The sequence below is a fragment of the Streptomyces sp. DSM 15324 genome, from assembly GCF_001514285.1.
Lineage (GTDB): Bacteria > Actinomycetota > Actinomycetes > Streptomycetales > Streptomycetaceae > Streptomyces.
Map to the genome: position 1 here is coordinate 347,401 of NZ_KQ949026.1, position 21,401 is coordinate 368,801.

5 protein-coding genes are annotated in these 21,401 nt (G+C 73.0%); 2 read left to right on the forward strand and 3 right to left on the reverse strand.

The window, feature by feature from the left end:
• The first annotated feature begins 118 nt into the window (after positions 1–118).
• Both eccD and eccB read left to right on the forward strand, forming a co-directional pair.
• Positions 119–1,519 (forward strand): type VII secretion integral membrane protein EccD, encoded by a 1,401-nt coding sequence (gene eccD / locus AQJ58_RS15690; protein WP_067250400.1) that lies wholly within the window; start codon positions 119–121, stop codon positions 1,517–1,519.
• A gap of 56 nt (positions 1,520–1,575) precedes the next feature.
• On the forward strand, positions 1,576–3,045 hold the full coding sequence (eccB, locus tag AQJ58_RS15695) for a type VII secretion protein EccB (protein ID WP_067250403.1): 1,470 nt from the start codon (positions 1,576–1,578) through the stop codon (positions 3,043–3,045).
• A 325-nt stretch (positions 3,046–3,370) separates the two neighbouring features.
• On the opposite strand, the gene AQJ58_RS15700 is transcribed toward eccB, so the two are convergent.
• The 3 genes from AQJ58_RS15700 to AQJ58_RS15710 form a co-directional block, all read right to left on the reverse strand.
• Positions 3,371–4,639: a phenylacetate--CoA ligase family protein gene (locus AQJ58_RS15700; protein WP_067250406.1), complete on the reverse strand. Its 1,269-nt coding sequence runs from the start codon at positions 4,637–4,639 to the stop codon at positions 3,371–3,373.
• 94 nt (positions 4,640–4,733) lie between these two features.
• Positions 4,734–5,897, reverse strand: a complete 1,164-nt coding sequence (locus AQJ58_RS15705; RefSeq protein ID WP_067250408.1) for an RICIN domain-containing protein — start codon at positions 5,895–5,897, stop codon at positions 4,734–4,736.
• Between the two features lie 90 nt (positions 5,898–5,987).
• The gene (locus tag AQJ58_RS15710) at positions 5,988–21,317 is read right to left on the reverse strand and encodes an EndoU domain-containing protein (RefSeq protein ID WP_234360063.1); all 15,330 of its coding nucleotides are present in this window, start codon (positions 21,315–21,317) and stop codon (positions 5,988–5,990) included.
• Positions 21,318–21,401: the final 84 nt, after the last annotated feature.

A 21,401-nucleotide genomic window follows, 5' to 3' on the forward strand; every position in this document is an offset into this window, starting at 1 on the left:
GTCGCTCATGGGCCGGACCCAGAGCAGGAAATTCCCCCGCGGCGTTCACTCATACTTCCGAATGTCAGTAGTCTGCATCTGTTGAACTCCCAGAACCAAGCTGGCGGATGACATTTCCATGACTGAAAGCCCGGTTTCGGCCCTGTGCCATCTCACCGTGCGCGCCCCTGGCAGAATCCTGGACCTGGCGGTGCCCGCCGACGTTCCCGTCGCCGACCTCCTGCCGACCCTGCTGCGCTTCTCCGGCGAGGAACTGGAGGAGAACGGTCTGGACCACGGAGGCTGGGTCCTGCAACGGCTCGGTGAGGGCCCGCTGGACGACGAGGGCACCCTGGAGTCGCTGGGTCTGAAGGACGGCGACGTGCTCCACCTGCGTCCGCACGCCGACGCGCTGCCCGAGGTGCGGCTGGACGACCTCGTCGACGCGATCGCGGACGTCATGGGCGAACGCGTGCACGGCTGGAGCCCGGCGGCCGGCCGCCGGCTGCTCCGCGGGGCCGTGGCGGTGTGCGTACTGACCGCTCTGGGGGTGCTGGCCTGGTCCGGGGGCCCGGTCGTCCCCCGGGTGGTGACCGCCGCCGTGGCCGGTCTGCTGCTGCTGGCCGGAGCGGCGACGGCCAGCCGGGCCGTGGGGGACGCGGCGGCCGCGGCCACGCTCGGCTTCCTGGCGGTGCCCGCCCTCGCGCTGGCCGGCTGGCTGCTGGCCGGCGGCCCCCTGTCAGGACCCCACCCGCAGCTCGTCCTCGGCGCGCGGCTGCTGGCGGCAGGGGCGACGGCCGCCGGTGCGGCGGCGCTCGCGCTGGCCGCGACGGCCGTCTACCCCCCGCTCTTCGTCGCCACGGCCACGGCGGCGGTCTCCGCCGCTTTCGCCGGGGTCCTCATGAGCGTCGGTGAGGTACCCGTGGACGACGCGGGCGCCGCGATCGCCGCCGGGGCCGTCGTCCTGGGCGGCTTCGTCCCCTCCCTGTCCTTCAAGCTCGCCGGCCTGCGGATGCCTCCCCTGCCGACCAGCCCCGGGCAGCTCCAGGAAGGCATCGAACCCCACAACGGCCGTGACGTCACCGCTCGGACCGAGCTCGCCGCCGACTGGATGACGGCCCTGTACACGGCGACCGGCGCCATCTGCGCCGGCTGCCTGGCGGCCCTCCTGCGGTCACCGGACCTGCCCGAGCTGCTGACCGCGGGCACGCTGTCCCTGCTCCTGCTGCTGCACGGGCGTGGGCTGGTCAACGTGTGGCAGCGGCTGGCGCTCGTGATCCCCGGCCTGTGGGGAGCGACCCTGTTGGCCGTGGGCGCCGCGGCCCGGTTGTCCCCGGCCGACCGTCCCGCGCTCGTCGCGGGGCTCCTGGCGCTGGCCGCCGCGCTGGCCGTCGCCTCCTGGACGGTGCCGGGCCGGCGCATGCTGCCCTACTGGGGCCGCGCGGCCGAACTGCTCCACTCGCTGCTGGCCATCAGCCTGTTGCCGCTCACGCTCTGGACGCTCGGCATCTTCGGCGCCCTCCGGGCGATCAACGGGTGACCGGGACGCGGAGCGGACGGTGACCGGCACTCGGAACGGAAAGGGAACGCAGCCCCATGCAGTCCAAGCGTGACCAGGTCCAGGCACACGCCTTCGCGATGGGCAGGCTCACCTGCGGCATGCTCCTCGCCGATCCGGACGCCCCGGAGAGCCCGCTGGCCCGCACCACCCGAGGTGCCGCCATCGGTGCGGTGGTGGCCGTTCTCGTCGCGGCCGGCGCGGCGGTGTACGGGATCATCTCGCCCGGTGGCGCCACCTCGTGGCGGTCCTCGGACACCCTGATCGTCAACCGGGACACCGGGGGCCGCTACCTGTACCTCGACGGCCGCCTGCGGCCGGTGCGGAACTACTCCTCGGCCCTGCTGATCGGCAAGGGCGGGCTGACGTCCACGGACGTGCGCGGTGCCTCGCTGCGCGACACGCCGGTCGGGACCCCGGTCGGCATACCGGGCGCCCCGGACACCGTCCCGGCGGCCGACGACCTGGACGGCGGCGCCTGGCACGTCTGCTCGGCCGACGGATCCTCGCCGTCCACGGACACCGCCGTCGTCGCCGGCGCCCCGCTTCAGGGCCGGGCGACGGCCGACGGCCAAGCGGTTCTCGCGGCCGGTCCCGACCGGACGACGTATCTCGTCTGGCAGGGCAGCCGGCTGCGGCTCGACAGGGCCTCCGGCGCGGCCGTCTCCCTGGGGTACGGCTCGCTCACCCCGCGCCCGGTGTCCGCCGCCTTCCTGAACGCGCTGGCCCCCGGCCCCGACCTCGCCCCGCCCGCCGTCCCGGGCCGCGGCACCGCCGGACCACGGCTGGGCGGCGGGACCGGCACGGTGGGCCGGGTGTACGTGGTGCGGGTGCCCGGGTCCTCGCCGAAGTACTACCTGCTGCGGAAAGAGGGCCTGGCACCGCTGACGGACACCGGGGCCGCGCTCGTCCTCGGTGCCCCCGCCACCCGCCGGGACGCCTACGGCGGCCGCTCCCCCGAGGCCGAGCCGCTGGGCGCCGACGCCCTCCGCGGCCACCTGGCGCCCGCCGACCGGACCGGACCGGCCGCTGACGCGGGCCTGCCGGAGTCCCCGCCCCGGGCGGTCGGCGTCCCGGACGGGACGGCGCTCTGCGCCAGGATCCAGCCGGTGGACGGGCTGGTCCGGGTAAGCACCGTGCTGGTGCCGCGCGCGTCCCTGACGCCGGTGGCCCAGCCTGCGCCCGGCGCATCGGCCGCGGCATGCCTGCCGGTGGACGCCGTCGTGGTCCGGCCGGGCCGCGCCGTCGTCGTACGGGCGCTGGGTGCCGGCGGTACGGCGGCGGGCGACACGACGTACTTCGTGGCCGAGGACGGAGTGAAGTACCGGGTGCCGTCCGCGGACGCGCTGAAGGCGCTGGGCTACGGCGACGAGGACGTGGTGGCGCTGCCGTCCCCCCTGCTGTCCATGCTCCGCTCGGGACCGGACCTGGACCCCGCGGCCGCCGCGGCCGGCCGCAGCGCCGGGACGACGCCTCCCGCGTGCGGGGGAACGCCGCCCGGCGCGTGACGTACGTGCGCTCGAGTACGGCGCCCCTCGCCCCCGGAGTGTGCGAAGAGGCAGATTCCGAGGGACCGAAAGGCCGGATTCGGCTCAGGTTTCCCCGACGCGAGGACGTTGGCCCTAACCTGGCGGCAGAATGTCTTCTCTTGGCATGGAAAAGCGCTCGCCGATGCGCCGGAAGGGAATGAGCCGACCCTCGATTCGGCATTCCACGGGGATTTTCCGGACCGCCGAGATGGATTTCGCCGAGTGAACAACAACGGAGCCGGAGAATGTACGCCGGCTCGTTTCCCGGTGGACGAGTGGAGTCGCGCTCGTCCACCGGTTCGGATCAGTTCGTACGCTCGTCGACCAGCCGCACGATCTTGCCGCTGCGCGGATTGACCCGCAGTCGCTCCAGCGGGACGTACTCGACCGACAGCGGGTTGATCATCCCGGCCCCGACGGCCTCGCCGAACAGGGGGCGCAGAGCGTCCAGACGCGCGCGGACGGCGGCCGCGAAACGCTCGGGGTCCGTGATGTCACCGGCGATCCGCAGCACCAGCTCGTCCTTGGCGTCGCGTCGGCGCTGCACCGCCTGCATGCCCGTGATCAGCCGGTCCGGGTCGCCCGAGACCGCCGCCTCGACCACCGCCCTCAGATCCTCCGGGTAGACGGTGACCGGTCCGACCCGGGCGCCCTTCTCGGAGCGGCCCAGCAGCCGGAACGTCCGGTCGTCGTGGTCGACCCACGCGGCGACATCGCCCACCGGATACCGGATCACCGGCATCAGCCGTCTGACCAGGTCGGTGGCGACCAGCAGTCCCGGCCGGCCGGGCTCGCGGACCGGCTCACCGGTGTCCTCGTCGAGGATCTCCAGCACCTTGTGCGGGCCGTGCACGCGATGCACCCGCACGTCCGCTCCGCCCTCGACGGGAGCGGCGAGCACGCCGGCGTCCACGGAGGCGTATCCGAGCGAGCGGACGGCCGCGTGGGGGAACGCCTTGGCGATCACGGGCCGCTGGTCGTCGTGGAACGCCTCACCCGCGAACAGGAAGAGCCGAACCGACGGCAGCGACGCGCCCCGGGACGCGAGGTGCGCCGCGACACGGACGAGCGTCGTGGGTGTCGACAGGACGACGGTCGCCTCGTGCTCCGCCATCATCTCCGCCGTGACCTCGGGCGAGGGGGCACCCCCGACCGGCAGGTGGACCACGGGCGGGGCGGCCTCCTGGAGGGCGAGCCCGTTGAACAGGAAGCTGGCGTACATCTCCCCCGCGTAGAAGAGATTGGCCACCCGGTCACCGGCGCGCAGGCCGGCCGCCACGTACCCGTCCGCCCACAGCCCGGCCATGGCGGCCAGTTCGGACCGGGTGTAGAGGGTGAGCTTGGGGTTGGCCGTGGTGCCTCCCGTCCTGAAGACGACGCCTTCGGTGTGGCGGCCGGTCAGGACGCGGTTGTCCCGAGCGGTGTTGGCCGCCCAGAACCCGGCGTGGTCGATGACCGGGAGGTCCTCCAGCCGCCGGTCGCGGTCGGTCGGCAGGTCCGCGTAGAGGTCCCGGTAGTAGGGGGAGTTCCGGCGGGCGAAGTCCACGAGTTCGGCGAGGGGGGATGCGCTCATGGTCGGCTTTCCGGTCGGGTGAAGGGGTGAGTCGCCTTCACGGAGGGTCATAACGGGCCGCGTCGGCCCAGAGGGCGCCACACGCCCCCGCTGCCTAGCCCCACTTCTGGTTGCTCCGGCCGTTGCAGTCCCACAGCTGCAGCCGGGTGCCGTTACCGGTGCCCTGGTCCTTCACGTCGACGCACTTGTCCGCCTGGGGGTTGACCAGGTCGTGCGCGGCATTGAGCCGGAACTGCTGGGCGGGGTTGCCGCTGCACCGGGCCAGCTGGATCACCGCGCCGTTGCGGGTCGAGCCCCAGGCGACGTCCATGCACATGCCCAGGGAACGGACGGTCCCGTCGCTCATGAACCGCCAGGTCTGCTGCGCCGCTCCGGTGCAGTCCCAGATCTGCAGCGGTGTGCCGTCGCCGCCGGAGCCCGTGACGTCGATGCAGCGGCCGGAGCCGTAGCCGTGGACGGACCTCCCCGCGACCGTCGTCGAGCCGCCGGAGGAGTGCTGGGACGAGGAATGGCCGGAAGAGCCGGAGGACGTCCGGTGGGGCGTCGGCGAGGGCGCCTGCGGCTTCCTGGACGCTCCCGACCCCGAGGGTCCCGTCGTCGCCCGGCCCGGGGACTCGCCCTGCTCGCCGCTCCCGGACCCGCTCGTGCCGTGCTGGACGTACGTTCCCGGACGCCCGGCGCCGTCCGGTGCCGGGGCCCGGCCGTCCGCACCGGTCGCCGGAGGCCGGGCGCCGGTCGTCGGGGAGGCCGAGCCGATGGCGCCGTAACCGCCCTCGCCCAACGGGGAGCTGAGCACGGTACCGGGTGTCGCCCCCGACCCGGAGGCGTGATCCTCCTCGTCGCCGCCCCCCACCAGGAACGGTATGGCCAGCAGCAGCGCTCCCGCGAAGGCGGCTCCGGCCAGCATGCTCTTGTGCGGCCGTCCCACCGGGGCGGCGGGCGCCGGCTCGGCCGTGACGGCGCGAGCCTCTCCGGCCGCCTCCGTCTCCTCCCCCTCCTCCGCTTCCCGGGCGGCCTCGGTCCGGGAGGCCGCGGTGACAGCGGGCTCCTCCTCCGCCCGCGGAACCTCCGGCGGGCCGGCCGGTCCGGAAGCGCTCTGCGCCGTGGAACCGGCCGCGGGGAGAGCGGCGGTCACGCCTGCGGTGGCGGCCGGTTCGGCGGCCTCGGCGGTCCGGGCCGCGACGGCGCCCGTCCCTTCCGCCGGTCCGCTCGTCCGGTCGGGGCTGTTGCGCGGCTGCGGGGGCTGTGACGTGGTCATGGATCCTTCTCTGTGAACGACGGGGGTGGTGCGGTTGGTCTGTCCGGCCGACCGGCGGCCGACCGGCCGAGGCGATCGGCCGGAGATGCGTCAGGCGCGGCCGGGTCCGGGGCCGGGGCCGGTTTCTTTCGCCTTCCGGTGCGCGGTCAGCCGGGTGAAGGCGGCCTGGATCGCGGGGGTGAAGAGGGCCGGGTTCCGACGCAGCAGGTCCTCGACGTCCGCCGGGGCGAGCCGGAGATCGGCCAGCCGCTGCGGCTCCTGGGTGAGTGCCCAGAAGGCCGCCGCCTGCGGGGCGTACGTCAGTCCCGCCACGTCGTGCGGGCCTACGGGAGTGGCGAGGAGGTCGGCGGAGTCGAGCAGCGCCCGAAGCTCCACGTCGAACTCCGGCCCGGACGGGTCCTGTCCGGCCAGGCTCTCTTCCGCCGGGCCCCGGTCCGCCCGGCTCTCTTCCGCCCGGCTCTGTTCCACCGGGCCCTGTTCGGCCAGGCTCTCTTCCGCCGGGCCCCGGTCCGCCCGGCTCTGTTCCGCCGGGCTCTCTTCCGCCGGGCCCTGGTTCCCCGGGTCCTGGTCCGCCGGGTCCTGGTCCGCCGGGTCCTGGTCCGCCGGGTCCTGGTCCGCCGGGTCCGCTTCGGTGGAGTCCACGACCGGCGGCGCCTCGGTCACCGTCAGGGAGATCCGCGGCGGATCGGACCAGGCGAGACGGGTGTTGACGTCCCCGGGACCGAACCGCAACAGCGGCTCGCCGCCGTGCCGGTGCGACTCCAGGATCTTCTTGAACACACTCTCGCTGAACGGCGACTTGGGTTCCGCCGCCCAGTAGAGGTGCGCCCCGTGCATGACGCCCATGTCGTTGGCCCGCATGTCACCGATGGTCTGGTCGTACGAACGGGGGGTCAGCTTCGAGCCGCCGGGCGTCGAGATGTCGAAGATGTCGTGGTCACCCGTGATCGGCCGTTCGGCACCGGCGTCGTCGCGGCCTTGGACCACACCGTCCCTGACCGTGAAAGTGCCCTCGGCCGCCAGTCGCGCCATGGTCGGCGCCAGGTCCTCGAACTCGCGCGACCGCTGCTCGTAGCGCTGCTGGAGACGGTCCCACACCTCGTCGCCCATGCCGGAGGTCCGCTCGGGTGCCGTCGGCTCGAAGTAGCCGACCAGTCCGACGTGGTCGGGGTGCGCACCGAGAAGAACGTCCAGTGCATTGATCGTCTTCGCCTTGATTTCCTTGGGCTTGGGCAGGGCCCCCCTGGCCAGCCAACGGGGTGCCTCGGGGTTGGTGGGCCGGACGTCGATCACCAGACCGTGCTCCGAGGCGAACCGGCGGAACTTGTCGAAGTTCTTCACCGGCATGCCGTACCGCCCTTCCGCCGCTTCCGGCGTCACGACGGCCCCGCCGTCCTCCGGTCGGTCATGAGCGGTGCGGTCCGGGGTCCGGTCCCCGGGAACGACCGCTGCCGGGTCACGCACGCCCTCGACACCGTTCTCGTCGTCGGCCCCGCCGTCCGGGCGTACCGCGGAGGCGTCGGCCGGGTCGCGGTCGGGGCGCGCCAGCAGGTACTCGCCCGCCCTGCGGTACAGGATCACCGGCCGCCCGTACGCCCGGCCGCCGTCGGCCGGGAGCCGTACGGTGCCGTCCTCGTCCACGACGGTCACACCCACGCCGAGGACGTCGGCCGCGTGGCCGACAGCGTCGCGCTCGGTGGCCTCGTCCCAGACACCGTCCCCCGCGGGGGCGCCCCGGTCACCGTCGGGGCCGTGCGGACCGCCGGCGACGGCGGACCAGAAGCCGTTGCCGTCGCCCACGGGTTCGACGAGGGTGTGGACCGTGCCGTCGGGGCCGGTCAGCGTCGGCGTCCGGCCCGGTGTGAAGGCCGGGCGCCAGGGACCGGAACCGGCTGCCCACGGCGCCGTGGTGTAGGCGGGCCGCGCCGGCCGGGCGGCCGGTGTTTCGCGGTCCTGTGCCGCCTCGGCGGGCGCGGGAAGCGGGGGCTCCCGCCGGGCGTCGGCGGAGGGCAGGGCCGGCCGGTAGTGCTGGTCCTTCAACTGCAGCACGATGTGCGGCAGCTGATCCTCGGCAGGGTCTGCGGCCTCGGAGAGCGAGGGCCAGAAGTCCTGGAACCGCCCGTCCGCGCCGACCACGGTGACCCGTACACCGAAAGCACGGGCGGCCAGCACGGGCAACAGGTCCGCGGCGCCGTGGTCCCATCCCGCGCGCTTGGGGGCGTCACCCCCGCGCAGCAGCTGCTCCCGGGCCAGACCCTCACGCTGTTTCTCCGGCAGCACGGTGTGCAGCGGTATGTGGCCGGAGTCGGCGAGCTCGCGCCGCTCGGACCTGTTCAAGGGCATCGTGCCGGGCTTCAGGTTGCTGATCCGGACGGTGCCCGTGGAGGTGATCCCGCCGGCCTCCAACTCGTCGGCGCTGAAGGTGTCCCCGGTGTCGGGCGAGGTGACTGCCAGCAGGTCGGCGTGGTGGTGCAGCTCGTCGGCGAGCAGCCGTCGCAGACCCCCGACCAGCTCCTGTCGGTCCGTCACGTCCACCCGGGTGCCGAGCCTTTCCGGGTCGGCGTGGTGCAGTCCTTCGGCGAGGGCGTGGTAGAAGCCGTCCCCGTCCTCGGGCACGTCGTACAGCGTGTACGACTGGCGGCCCTGCGGCGATTCCGGCGAGATGAGCAGCTCGGGATCGCCGGGCGCGCCCTCCTGGACGACGTACACAGGGCGCTCGGGGTCCGGATCGCGGTCCGCCGCGGTGAACACCACGGCCGGCGGTTCGGTCAGGCCCGCGCGCGTCTCCGGCTCGCCCGGCCGGTGTGCTTCGGCCGGCAGCCGGTGCCAGCGGGTGAGCCGGTCGGCCTCCGCCCGCACGCGGTGATACTCGCCGACCGCGTCCTCGGCACGTCGGCGCAGAGTTTCCAGCAGCTCGCTGTTGTCCGGCTCCGGGTTGTTCTCCGGCTCCGAGGTGTCCTCCGGCTCCTGGGTGTTCTCCCGGAGTTCGGCCAGTTCCCGGCGCGTTTGCCAGTACGCGCGGTCCGCACCTGCCCAGGCGTCGCCCGCCTCGGTGACCTGCGTCCAGGCGTCCTGGACCACGGGCGGGAAGTTCCCGTCGTCGACGAGGCCCAGGTCCCGGGCGACGTCCTCACTCACCAGCACTTCGAGCACGGTGTCCGCGTGGACGCCCTGCGGAAGGGGCCTGACCCGGCCGAACGCCAGCCATCGCTGCACCTCGGCGATGCCCAACCAGGCGGTCGGGACGGCGAACAGGAAGTGGCGTCCGCCCCGCTCGGTGCTGGTCGCGGCGCTCTGCGTGGCCGAGACGGCACGCCTGTCGGCCTCGCCGGCGGCGGCCGTCCCGGAGACGGCCGGGACCGCCGAGCCGGCCTGGCCGGCGGACAGGACCGGCTGCAGGGTGGCCGAGACGCCCTGGCTCGCGCTGTGCGAGAGCGCGGTGCCGGCGCTGGTGGCATCTCCTTCCATGGTGATCATGGCGCTGTCGGGGAACACCGTCAGCAGGGTGGCCCGGGAGAGGTCCGGCTTGGAGTAGAGCCGGTACTGGCCGTGGGACCAGTTCACGGACGTGTCGTCGTCCAGTCCCAGAACGCGGTAGCCGTCCCGGGCACCGCTCTCCGCGAAGAACGGGGCCAGCGCCGCGTCGCTGATCGCCTCGTCCAACGCCAGCCCCGAGACCGTACCGGGCCGGGTCAGCGCCGAGTCACGGGCCTTTTCCAGCGCCGCGTCCAGAGCGCGTCCGGTCAGCTCGCGCGCTCGGTCCGGCATGGCGTCGACGCGGGTGCCGTAGGCCGCGGCGACGGCCAGCTCGCCGGCCTCCCTGAGGTTGCGCAGCCCACTGACACGGCGGACCTGGAAACCCTGAGCCGGCGGCTCGAAGGGCGCCCTGGTGCCGTCGGGCCGTGCAACGGAACGCCAGTCGTCGATGTCCTGCTGGGAGAGTTCCCCCCGTGCCCGCAACCTGACCGACCGCGCGGTCGTGTCCAGCGTGGGCGTGCCAAGTGGATCGCCTTCCGTGACGGAGCGGGCCTCGGGGACCGTAAGACTCAGCGGCATCTGTTCCCGCAGCAGGCCGACCGAGCCTTGGTGGGTGACGGTCTCGCCGTTTCCACGGTCCAGAGTGAGGCGCAGTTCGTACCCGGTGAGGTATTCGGCGTGCGGTCCGACCGTGTAGAACATCTGCATCCGCTGTTGCGTGCGGGACCGGCTGGAGGACAGCTGGTCCGCGGTGCCGAACCGCCCGCTCAGGCCCGCCCGCACGGCTGTGAGATCGCCCGGGTGCGGCGACGCGGCCGAGGAGATGGTCCCCACGCCCTGGGTGATGCCCCAGCCGGCCCCACGGGAGGTTTCCGCGGACCTCTGCTCGGTCTCGCTCATGGTGGCGACCCGGGCGTCCCACACGACGAGTCCGTGGTCGAGGCGGTCGAATGTCGACTCGCCGGCGATGAGCTCCACCCGCAGGGAGCCGAAACCACCGCCGATACGGATACCTGCCAGGTTCCGATGGCTGAGGCGGGTGCGGGCGGCCGCGCCGGTGGAGGTCAGGTGCTCGCGCAGGGCCCGCAGCGCTCGCGGAGAGACCATGTCACGCAGCCGCTCGAGCCCCGTCTCGTCGACGGCGACGCCCCGGTTCTGCAGTTCCTGCATGAAGGCGGTCAGCACATTGCCGGTGTCCAGCGCGCCCGCGGCATACGAGCCGAAGGGGTGGTCGTGCAGCCACTTCGGAAGCGTCCACGGCCTGGCGGTGTAGCGCGGCACCCGGCCCAGCCCGTCCTGGATGAACCCGAGCTCATGCGCGGCCTTCTCCGGCAGGTGCCCCAGCCAGTCGTTCGTGAACGTCAGCCGCCTGCCGGCGAAGCTGTTGCGGTTCCACGAGCTCAGCAGCGGGCCGAGGGCGCCGCCCGGGCGCAGCGAGCCGGCGAGTTCGTGCCGGGTGTCACCCGCGACCAGGACGTGGTGGCGGTCGTCCCCATGGCCGACCTCGAAGGTCACCGTACGCGAGACCGCGGTGGCCGTGGTGAGGGAGCCGGCCCGGCCGTACGACAGGCCGTAGGCGGTGCTGAGCACTGTCCCGTCCCGCCCCGTCAGCGCGTGCGCGGCGGTGACCCCGACGGACCAGGCGGAGGAGCGGGTGGTGCTCGCCGATCCCGCCGCCTGCAGATCCATGGCGAGCGAGTGTTCGGTCGCTATCGTGACGGGCTTGGACACCACGACCGGATCGAGGACCCGGATCCGGTGCACCACGGTGCCGTCCCGGTCCCGCAGGCCGCCCTGAGCTCTCAGCAGCAGCCGGGACCCGGCGGAGCCGGACGCCTGGTCGAAGCCGGCAGCAAGGTACTGCGGTTGGAAGTGCCGCATCAGGAAGTCGTGCGGCAGGGCGCCGGTCCTGGTGAAGCGCCAGGACCCGCCGGACAACTCCGCCATCAGCTCTTCGGCGGCGCTGTTCAGTTCGGGGTGTGCGCCGATGCTGAGCGTCTGGTAGGGGTGGCTTCCGAACACGTTGTGCCAGGGGCCCTCGTCGCCGGACACGTCCTGCCCGTGGCTCTCGGACGCGGTCGGCAGGTCGCCCCGGGCGTGCGGCTCGCCGGTCACCAGTGCACGTGCTTCGGTCATGTCCAGTGGTTCCACGACGGATCTCGGGCTGCCCGCCCCGTCCGCGTGCGGATCGGTGGCGGGGGTGTGCTCGTCCGGCACGGACAGCAGGACCCGGCCCCGTATCGACGCGAGGGCGGTATCGCCCTCCTGCCGGAGGAAGGACGGCATGCCGAGTACGCCCAGCGAGGCGGCCCTCGCTCCGCTGCGGTAGCGCGAGAACCCGTCGATCCTCGCGGTGAGTTCCAGGTCGTAGCCGAACAGGTGGGACGATGTCGAGCCTTCGGCCAGTGTCTCGTGCGAGACGGTTGAACCGTGGTCGCCGCCGCGGCCCTCGGCGCGCTCCCACCGGGGGCCGGCAGAAACGGTGACCGTATGCCGCGCCCCATCCGCCAGGTTGACCCGCACGCTCGCGTCGGTCCCCGCGCCGATGGCGCGCGTCACCCCGTGCGAGCCGTCGAGGCGTGTCGTGCCGGGCGCGGCGGCCCTCACGGTGACGTCGTTCTGGGTGCCCTCGTAGCGGCGTCCCGTCAGTACACCGCTGATGTGCAGCGACAGGTGGGGGCGCAGCAAACCGGTCGGCCTGGCCATCAGGTCGATGGTGATCCCGGTCGTGGTGAGTGCCTCGAGGCTGCCGGCCACGCTGTGGTAGGACAGCACGTTCATGACCGTCAGGGTGTTCTGCAACGCCAGGTTGTAGTGCAGCATGTCCCGCCGGCGGCGGCTGTCCGGGGTGCCGGACTCGCCCAGCGGGACGAACAGGTCCGGATGGCGGGCAGCGGCCTCGTAGATCACCCTGTCCGTGAAGGTCTCCAGCAAGCCGCGCCGCCCGTCCGGGCCCGTCAGGTTGCCGCCCGCGTGGGTGAGGGTTTCGACCCTGCTCATGCCGAGCATCGCAGGGCGGTCCGGGGTCAGGTACAGCGGAGCGAAGGGTTCGACGGCGTTCCTCGCGCGCAGGGTCGTGCCGTCGTCCCAGCCCGCGAGGCGACGTGCCTCGGTGTGTGTCATCCGGTCGAGACTCCAGGTCTCGACGCTGACGGGCTCGCGCACACCGGGCAAGCGCACCGTCACCGTCTTGACGACCCGGTACAGGGCCGTCGGCGCTCTCTTGACCCTGCCCACGGTCTTACGGCTTCCCGAGCCTCCGAAGACGGTGCCCTGCGTGGTGCTGCGGCTGAGGCTGCCACCGATACCGGCCACGACCGGGCCCCAGGCCGGGTTGCCCGAGTCGAAGAACTTACCGACGCCGGCACTGAGTTCTCTGCTGGACGTCCTGGAGGCGACGCGTTCGTTCGTGACGGTCTGCTGGATGGTGCTGCGCAACTCGACGGCCCTGCTCTCGGTGAGCAACTCGGCCTCGCCCGGCACGGCCCGCTCCACGATGACGGCCCCCAGCGGCGACCCGTCGTCCGCCGACAACAACCCCGTCGTCACAGGGCCCCGGGCCAGCCGGTCCGCGAGACCGTGGAAGTTCTCCGAGCTGAAGAACCCGGCGATCCGTTCACGTGCGGCCTTGTTCCTGGCGCCATCCAGCTCCAGCTTCTCCAGGATGAGGTCCCGCAGGCGCTTGACGGGCCCGTATCCCTCGGTGTGCACCAGCCGGTAGTCGGACTGCGGCCCCAGCTCGATCCTGCTCGGCACGCGGCCCGGTTCGCCGGGTGCCGTCGCACTGTCCGGCAGCCGCACCGCCAGCCCGTGCCGCACGGCGAAGCCGAACGTGTCCTCGCCCGGGACGCCGCTGTTGCGCCCTCGGCCGGCGCTCCCGAGCCGCGGCGGACCACTGACGGAGACCTCGTACCACACGTCGTCCAGGTGGAGGTGCGACCCGTCCTTGGAGTACTGCTCCAGCCTGGCGGTGCTCCGGTCCCCCATGACGTACTGCTGCGCGCGGGTGACCCCGGCCGCCGCGCCGACGCGCGCGGACACTGCCCACGCGCCCGGCCCCAGGGCAACGCCGGCCGAGAGCCCCGTACTGCTGGACACCTTCTTGGTGGTGCCCGTGGTGACCCTGCTTGCCTGCTCCGCCTGCCGCACGGCCGGATCAGCCTGGACATCGGCGAACCGTTCCCAGTTCCCGTAAGGCCGCGTCGTCACTCTGAGCACCTGGTCCAGGCCGTGGCCGAAGGCAGGGGATTCGTATCCGTCGCCGTCGAAGACGTGCGCGGTGGCGCCGAGCGCGCGCCGCAGGTCCTCCAGCGCCTCGTCCAGGCCGGGGGTGCTACCGCTTCGGCCCGCGCCGAGCCGGTCGGTGATCGCCTGTACGACGCTGTCGACGCCGCGGAGGGTGTACTGGCTGAAGCCGAAGTGTTCCGGCAGCCGACTGTCGTCGTCGAACAGCACCGGTCCCGCCTGTGGCGACGGTGCCGGCATGGAAAGGTCGATACGCGGCGGCCGGTGACTGTCGAGCTGCGACTCGATCCGGATCGAAGTGTCTCGCCGCTCACCAACCTCATGGGCGGCCTCGGCACCCTCCTCGGACGCCGCGTCATCCTGGTCCTCCGGCTGCCCCGAAGAGCGCTCGTCCGCCTCACCGGGCCGAGCAGGCCCGTCACCGGTGGTACCGGCGAACGAGGCGACGGCGGAACCGAGCACGGGCGAAACGACCTCGGCCGACGGCGCCTGGGGTGCGTCAGCCGCAGCGCCCGACTCCCCGGCAGCTACCGGGGGCTCGGCTGCGGGCCGTGGCTGCTGGACGGCCGCCGGTTCGCGCTCCTGGGCCGCCCCGGCCTCATCGGACGAGGAGAACGGCGCCGACAGGGCACGGCCGACGCCCGGCGACCGACGCCCGTCGGCCGCGTCCGTTTCGTGGAACGACGACTCGGCGGGCACCGCTTCGGTGCGGCCGGAAGGGGCCGGCGGCACAGCGGGGCTCGCGGCGCGCGGTCCGCCGGCGGCAGACACCTCGTCGTCCTGACCCGCCGGTTCCGGCTCACCGGTGACGTCACCGGCTCCCGGCCGCTCCTCGTCGTCCTCCGGCTCGGGCGCGGCCTCCTCCTCCGGGTGGGCGTTCGGTGTGCTCACGGGGGCAGGACGGTAGGCGGGCGTCCGCGCGGGTGCGCGGGGGGCGGTGATGTCGTCGTCCGTCTCGCTGTCCGACAGATCCGAGAGGTCGGACATGTCGGACAGGGAGGAAAAGTCGGTCTGGTCGGAGCGTGTGGGGGTGGTCGGCGGGTTGTCGCCGTCGGTCGTGCCGGGGGCGATCAACAGGGACAGGCCGTTGATTTCCGTTTCGTCCAGGTCGTCGAAGTCCGCCGGCGGGGCCGACGGTGCGCCGGACGGGACGTTCGAGGGCCAGTCACCCCTCTGCGAGGGATCGGGTTCACGCAGTGTGGTGGGCCGGCCGAAGGGGTCGGCGAATGCGAGTCGTTCGACGGCATGGATCAGAGCCCAAGGTCCGTCTTCCTGATCGACGTCGGCGGGCAGTCGCCAGGCGTCGGTGGGCGGCGCCCAGCCGTTCACCAGTTGCTCGACGAAAGCGCGCAGCTCGGTGCCCTTCGGCAGGAAGCCGACGATTCCACCGGTCATGAGGCGCACGTCGCGCCCGACCACGAACAGTGTGTGATGGGCCTGCTCCACGTCATCGGTGCGCAGCAGCGTCAGCCCGACCAGAGCACCGTTCATCTGCGCCACGTTCGCGGCCCGGATGACGGCACCGGGCATCGTTTGCCGAACCGCGGCGAAGGTCTTGTCCATCCATGCGAGATCGGTGCCGGGCGCGGGGTCGAGATATATCCGGACGGTCAGCTCGACAGCGCGCTGACCGTTGGCGAACAGCAGGTGCCGGACGTCGAAGGGGAGCACCCGGCCGTCGTCGCTCGCGACCGTCACCGAGGGAACCCACACCTCGCCGACCGGCCTGAACTCGGGCCAGCTGACATGCGGTTGAACGTACGTGGGCCGGAAGACGAGATGCCGGCCGTCACGTACCAGGCCCTCGATGCGGACGCCCGCGGCCGTACCGACCCAGTGGTACGTGCCACGGTCGTCGGCCCACCTGACGGTGCCCGCGTCGAGCGCGGACCCGTGCGCCTTCTCCACGTTGTCCAGCAGCGTCTCCGGTCTCCACTCACGAGGGAACATCACATGCTGGTCCCCGTCCACGTGCTGCTCCCATGCAAGGGGCGGGAACGGGCGGCCCGGACCCACGCGGAGCCCGGGGTGGAGGAAGAAGACCTCGGCGTCGTACGTTCCGTTGTGGTGCTCCTGGCCGCGGTTGATCTGCAGACCGTGGAACCCCATCTGGTCCGCCGGCTCCAGTCCGGGTTCGTGGTGGGCGCCGGTGCGGGTGCGGCGGTCGCCGTACCGGACCAGGTCCTCCACACGACGGCCGAAGACCGGACCGCCGTGGGGGCCGACGGCGGGTGCGGGGGGTGCGGCATGAGTCGGAGTGAGGGTGTCGGCCTGGTCGTCGCTCGGGCGGAAGCCGGTGAAGACCCCCTGCGAGACCTCTCCCTCGATCCACACGCCGGCATACTCGCCCCGCCACGTGTGGACACCGGGCCGCCCGGGCACGGGCGGGACGGTGCCGTTCCGCAGGGCGTGCAGGTAGGCCTGCTCGGCGGCGTAGACCGCGTCCTCCTCGGTCCAGTGCGCGGGGAACATCATCAGCCCCGGGTCCGGCTGAGCCGAAAGCAGGAGACCGCCTGCGATCAGGTCGGTGGGATTCTCCCGTACTGCTCGCCGGTGCAGGTCCGGATAGGTGGCACGGTAGGTCCCGTTGGGCCTGGCCGTGCCCTCCAGCGCCACAGGCCGGGGACGGTCCGAGGCCGGTGCGGGAGTGATGCGCCCGCCCCCACCGGTGCGGGCCTCGCCGTACAGCACCGACCTGCGCACGTCCAGGGCGAAGTGGGCGCGCGTGGGCAGCCCGTCCGCGCGCGGGTACAGGGTGTCCTCGGTGGAGAAGGCCACCCCGTGCGCGGTCCGGAGCCTGGCCGTCTTCAGGGCGCCCTCAATCCACGCCCCCAGCTGGCGCAGGTACCGCGGAGCGATCCGCATCCGGCCCAGGTCCGCTCCGGCGGCGTGGTCGTTGTCCACCGCGGGGCGGCCCCGGCCGTCCCGCAGGAAGGGGCCCATCAGACCCTCGTCCTCGTACACGGCGCGCTGGCGGTTGCGGTCGCCCTCCCGGTACTCGTCCTCCAGGCCCAGCAGGTGCCCCACCTCGTGCGCCAGCACGTGCGGTTTCGTGTCGGTTCCCCAGTTCATGTGGTTGGCACGCGGATAGCCGGAGTGCACGGTCACGACGTGGTGTGCGGAATCCCTCTCGGTCACGAACTCCAGGTCGACCCGGAAGAGATCCCCGTTGGGCAGCCGGTGGCCGGTGTTCCACCGCTCGTCGACACCCTGCTGGGCGCGCTGCCTCAGATCGGTGAGCGCCTCCTCGGTGATCTGCCGGCCCGGTTCCTGGTCGAGGAACAGGCGGACCGCCGCGACGGAGCCGAACTCGCCCGACGGCAGCCGGTACCGGCGCGCCTCGAAGTGCCTGATCCACAGGCAGCCCCCGTAGGGCTCCCCGACCCACCGGGCGTCCTGGACCGGCCGGATCCGGGCGCGGCCGGTCTCCACCGCGCCCGGGAAGGGCACCTCGGGTTCTGCGCCGGGGACCGGCGCGTCGGGCTCGGAGGCGGGATCGGTCTCCGCCGCGCCCGGGAAGGGCACCTCGGGTTCTGTGCCGGGGACCGGCGCGTCGGGCTCGGAGGCAGGGCCGGTCTCCACCGCGCCCGGGAAAGGCACCTCGGGTTCTGCGCCGGGGACCGGCGCGTCGGGCTCGGAGGCGGGACCCGGCTCGGCGTGCGGGTGGGCGCGGCGGCTGAGCAGGTCCACGCGCACGGCCGGGTCGGTGTCAGCGTCGAGCGGTAGACCGGCCCGCGGCTCCTCCGCGGGAGGTCGCGCCGCGGACGGGTCCACCCCGGCGGATGCCGGGTCCACGGTGTCATTGGTGGCGTGCTGCGTCTCGCCCCGGGCGTCTCGCGCGCCCTCCGCCGTGGCCGGCACGCCCTCGGCGGGGGCGGAGCGCGCGCCGGAACGCCAGATCCCTCCCGCGTGGAAGCCAGGTGTGCCCTCGCCGCCGCGCGGGCTGTCGTCGCTGGGCCGGCTCATGTCCAGGCCGGGCCAGCCGGGTTCCGCGTCGAAGCCGGGCCAGCCCGGCTCCGACACGCTCTCGTCCTCCCGGACGGGGGGCGACGGCCAGTCGCCCCGTTCCGTCGGATCGGGTTCACGCAGGGTGGTGGGACGGCCGAACGGATCGGCCACGTCGAGGGCGTGGCGCAGTTCCTCCTGTCCGAGTTCCGCCGCCGTCGCGTCGGTGTCGGCGGGCAGCCGCCACCGGTCGGCGCCCGGCGCCCCGTCGTCCAGCAGGTCGACCGCGAGCTGCCGCAGATCGGCCGGTGCCGGTACGAGCTCCATGAGCTGCTGCGGAAAGTCGTCCACGTTCTCGGGACCGACCTGGAGGGAGTGGTGTGCCTCCTCCGCACTGTCGACCCGGACGAGGTCGAGCCGCAGCAGGGGGCCGTCGCTGCCGGACCTCCGCCACGCCCGGGCGGTTCCGGAGGCCGTCGACCTCCGGAGCCTGTCGAACTGAGACTCCAGCTGAGCGGTGTCGGTGCCGGGCGCTGCGGCCAGGTGGAACCGGATCACCAGTTCGACGCCCTGCTGCCCGTTGTCGAACAGCACGTGCCGGACATCGAGCGGAAGGGACCGCCCGGCACCGGAAACCAACGCGGAGTCCAGGGCCTCGCCGACCGGCGCGCGGCCGGGCCAGCGCGGGTACGGCTGCACCGCGGTGGGCCGGAACACGAGATGCCGGTCGTCACGCACCAGCCCCTCGACCCGCACCCCCTGGGCCGTGCCGACCCAGTGATAGGTGCCGCGGTCGTCGACCGGCCTCGACATCCCCCGCGCCACGGCCGCGTCGTGGGCGGCCGAGACGGCGTCCAGCACCGCGTGCGGCGCCCAGTCGGCGGGGAACATCACGTGCTGGTCGCCGTCCCGGTGCGGGCGCCAGTTGCTCGCGTCCGCCGCGCCCTCGACGTCGTGCGGAGACACAGAGGGGTCGAGGAAGCGGACTTCGGCCTGGTAGGTGCCGTTGTCGTTCTCCTGACCGGGCCTGATCACCAGGCCGTACCACATCTCGTCGACCTTGGGCGCGTGGTGGGCGCCGCCGAGGGTGCGGCGGTCGCCGTAGCGGACCAGGTCCTCGACCCGCTGCCCGAAGAGGGGACCGTTCTGCGGCGTGCCGAGCGGCACCGGCGGCGCGTAGGCCGGGGCGGGCGTGCCGGGCTGGTCGTCACTGGGCCGGAAGCCGGTGAAGGCGCCCCCGACGACTTCCCCCTCGATCCGCACGCCCGCGTACTCACCGGTCCACACCTGGGTGGCGCCGCGGCCCGGGGCGGGCCGGACGGCCCCGTCCCGCAGGGCGTGGAGGTAGGCCTGCTCGGCCCCGTAGACCGCGTCCTCCTCCGTCCAGTGCGCGGGGAACATCATCAGCCCGCGCTGCGGGTGGACCCCGGCCAGGTCACCGGCGCCGGGCAGCCAGCGGTCCTCGGCACCCGAGGACCCGTCCTCCGGATACTCGGCCCGGTAGGTGCCGTTGGGACGGGTGGTGCCGTCCAGAACGAGAGGCCTCGGACGAGACGACCCGGCACCCGGGGCCAGGCGGCCACCGCGTCCGGGACGCGACTCCCCGTGCAGCACCGCGCGCAGGACATCCGGCGAGAACCGCGCCCGGGCCGGTGGCGAAGCCGGCCGCAACAGGTCCCTGTCCTGATCCTCCCTGTTCGGGGCCGTTCCCTCCTCAGTCCTGCTCTCTTCGCCGTTCTCCTCGTTCTCTTCCCCGCGGGTATCCCAATCCCGGAGCGTGGCCTCCAGGGAGGCCTTGTCCCTGGCCGACCGCTTCCGGGCCTGCTCGATGCCCGCTCCGAGCTGACGCAGATGACGGGGAGGGATCCGCTGCGTGCCCCGTCCCGAGTGCCGGGCCTCGGACATGAGGTCGGTGTCCACGAGGAAGCGTCCTGTGGGGTCGATGTGGCTCGCCCCCATCAGCGTCCCGTCGAGGTACACGGCGCGCCGGCCGTACTCGTCTCTCTCGCGGTACTCGTCCTCCAGGCCCAGCAGGTGGCCCACCTCGTGCGCGATGGTGTTCGGCCTGGTGTTCGTTCCCCACTCCAGGTGGTTCGCGCGCTCCAGGTGGCCGTACACGGTGACCGTGTGATGGGCGGTGTCGGGATCGGTGACGAACTCCAGGTCGAGCCGGAAGACATCCCCGTCGGGCAGCCGGTGACCGGTGTTCCACATCGCGTCGACGCCTGCCCGGGCAGAGTCCCGCAGACGTTCCAACTGCTCGTCGGAGGCGAAGGAGGAGCCTCCGAAGGACCTCTCCAGATACACGCGGACCACCGCGCTGGTCGCGAACTCCCCGGAGGGCAGCCGGTACCGGCGAGCCTCGAACGTCCTGATGTCGATTGCGCCATCGAGCGCGCCCACCCAGGGGCGCAGGGCCTTGCCGTCGGGGGACGTCTCCGCGGGCCCCACCTCCAGGCGTTCCACCTCGCGCGCTCCGGCCGCCTCCCGCCTGAGCACCCAGTCCCCGGCGGGTCCCATGGCGCGCAGCGACCGCTCCCGCGGCGTCTCCGCTTCCTCCGCGGCCGCTTCCTGCCCGGCGGTGTCCTCCCCGGCCTGAGCCGTGCCGGTGGCGTCCGCCGTATCCGCGGGCCCCCCGCTGCCTGCTGGTGCCTGAGCGGACGAGGCAGCCGGGGACGACGGAGCGGACCGCTGTCCCGGACGGGCGGAACCCTGCCCCGCGGGCGCCGCGTCGTGGCCGGTCTCCGTCATCACGGCCGCGTCGTGGGCGGCCGAGACGGCGTCCAGCACAGGCCCGGTGTCGGCCCGCGCACCGTCGACCATCCGGGTCACCGTGCGGGTGCCGGGCGGAGCGGGCGTGAACTCGAACGCCTCGGGCGTCCCTTCACCGCCGAACGGAATCCACCGGTCGCTACGCACCTCGCCCGAGGCCGGCAGCTCACCGCCGGCCTCGTCGGCCTGCTCGTTCTCGCGGCTCGCCGGGAGACCGGAGTCGCCGCCGTGCACCATGGTGTAGTCCACCGACGGCACGAGATCGATCGCCATGTCCCCCGGTTCGGAGTCGACCTGCATGGCGCTGTCCACGCCGAGCAGTGTGGCGAGGATGTCGAGGTCGTCCGCCGGAAGGCCCGTCGCTCCGGCGTCGTCCTGGTCTTCCGGTTCGGAGTCGCTCGCCCAGAGAGCTTCCTCCCGCGTTGGTGCGTCTTCCTCCATGGAGACGTCTCCCGGGAAGTCTTCCGTGAGGACTTCCGCGAGGTAGTCCTCCATGAAGTGCGGCGTGGGGATGTCTGTCTCGTCGCGGGTGAACGGGTACGCGGGTGTGTCCGGGGTGGGGTTGTGGTCCTGGTGTGCTGCGGGCGTCGTCGGCATGGAGGCGTCGGGCGTTTGGAAGAGGTCGGTCAGTTCGCTGCCGGTGAGTTGGACGGGTGCCTCGGCCGGGTCGATGCCGAGAGACCTCAGTCGTGTCACGAGTGAGTCGTATGCCGTGTCGATCCGGTCGGCGGTGTCCACGGTCAGCTTCTCGGTCTCACGGAAGATTCGCAGCAGGCGCACCGTCTGTTCTTCGGCCTGGAGTTTTCGGGCCGTCTCGGCGGTTCCGAGCCACTGGGCCAGGAGGCGCACCTTGTCCCGGGCGTCGTACGGTGTGACGCCTCTCGCCACCGTGTCGGCGGTGACGCCGTCGGGACCGTGTTCGTCGAGCAGGGCGAGTGCCAGGTCGATCCGGTCGGCCGTCTCCTTTAGCGGGGTCGCCACCTCACCGAGGCGGTACCTCAACACCGCAGCTCGGTGGATGCGCAGTACGTCGACGACGTTCTCCTCGCTCCCCAGCCCGTCCTG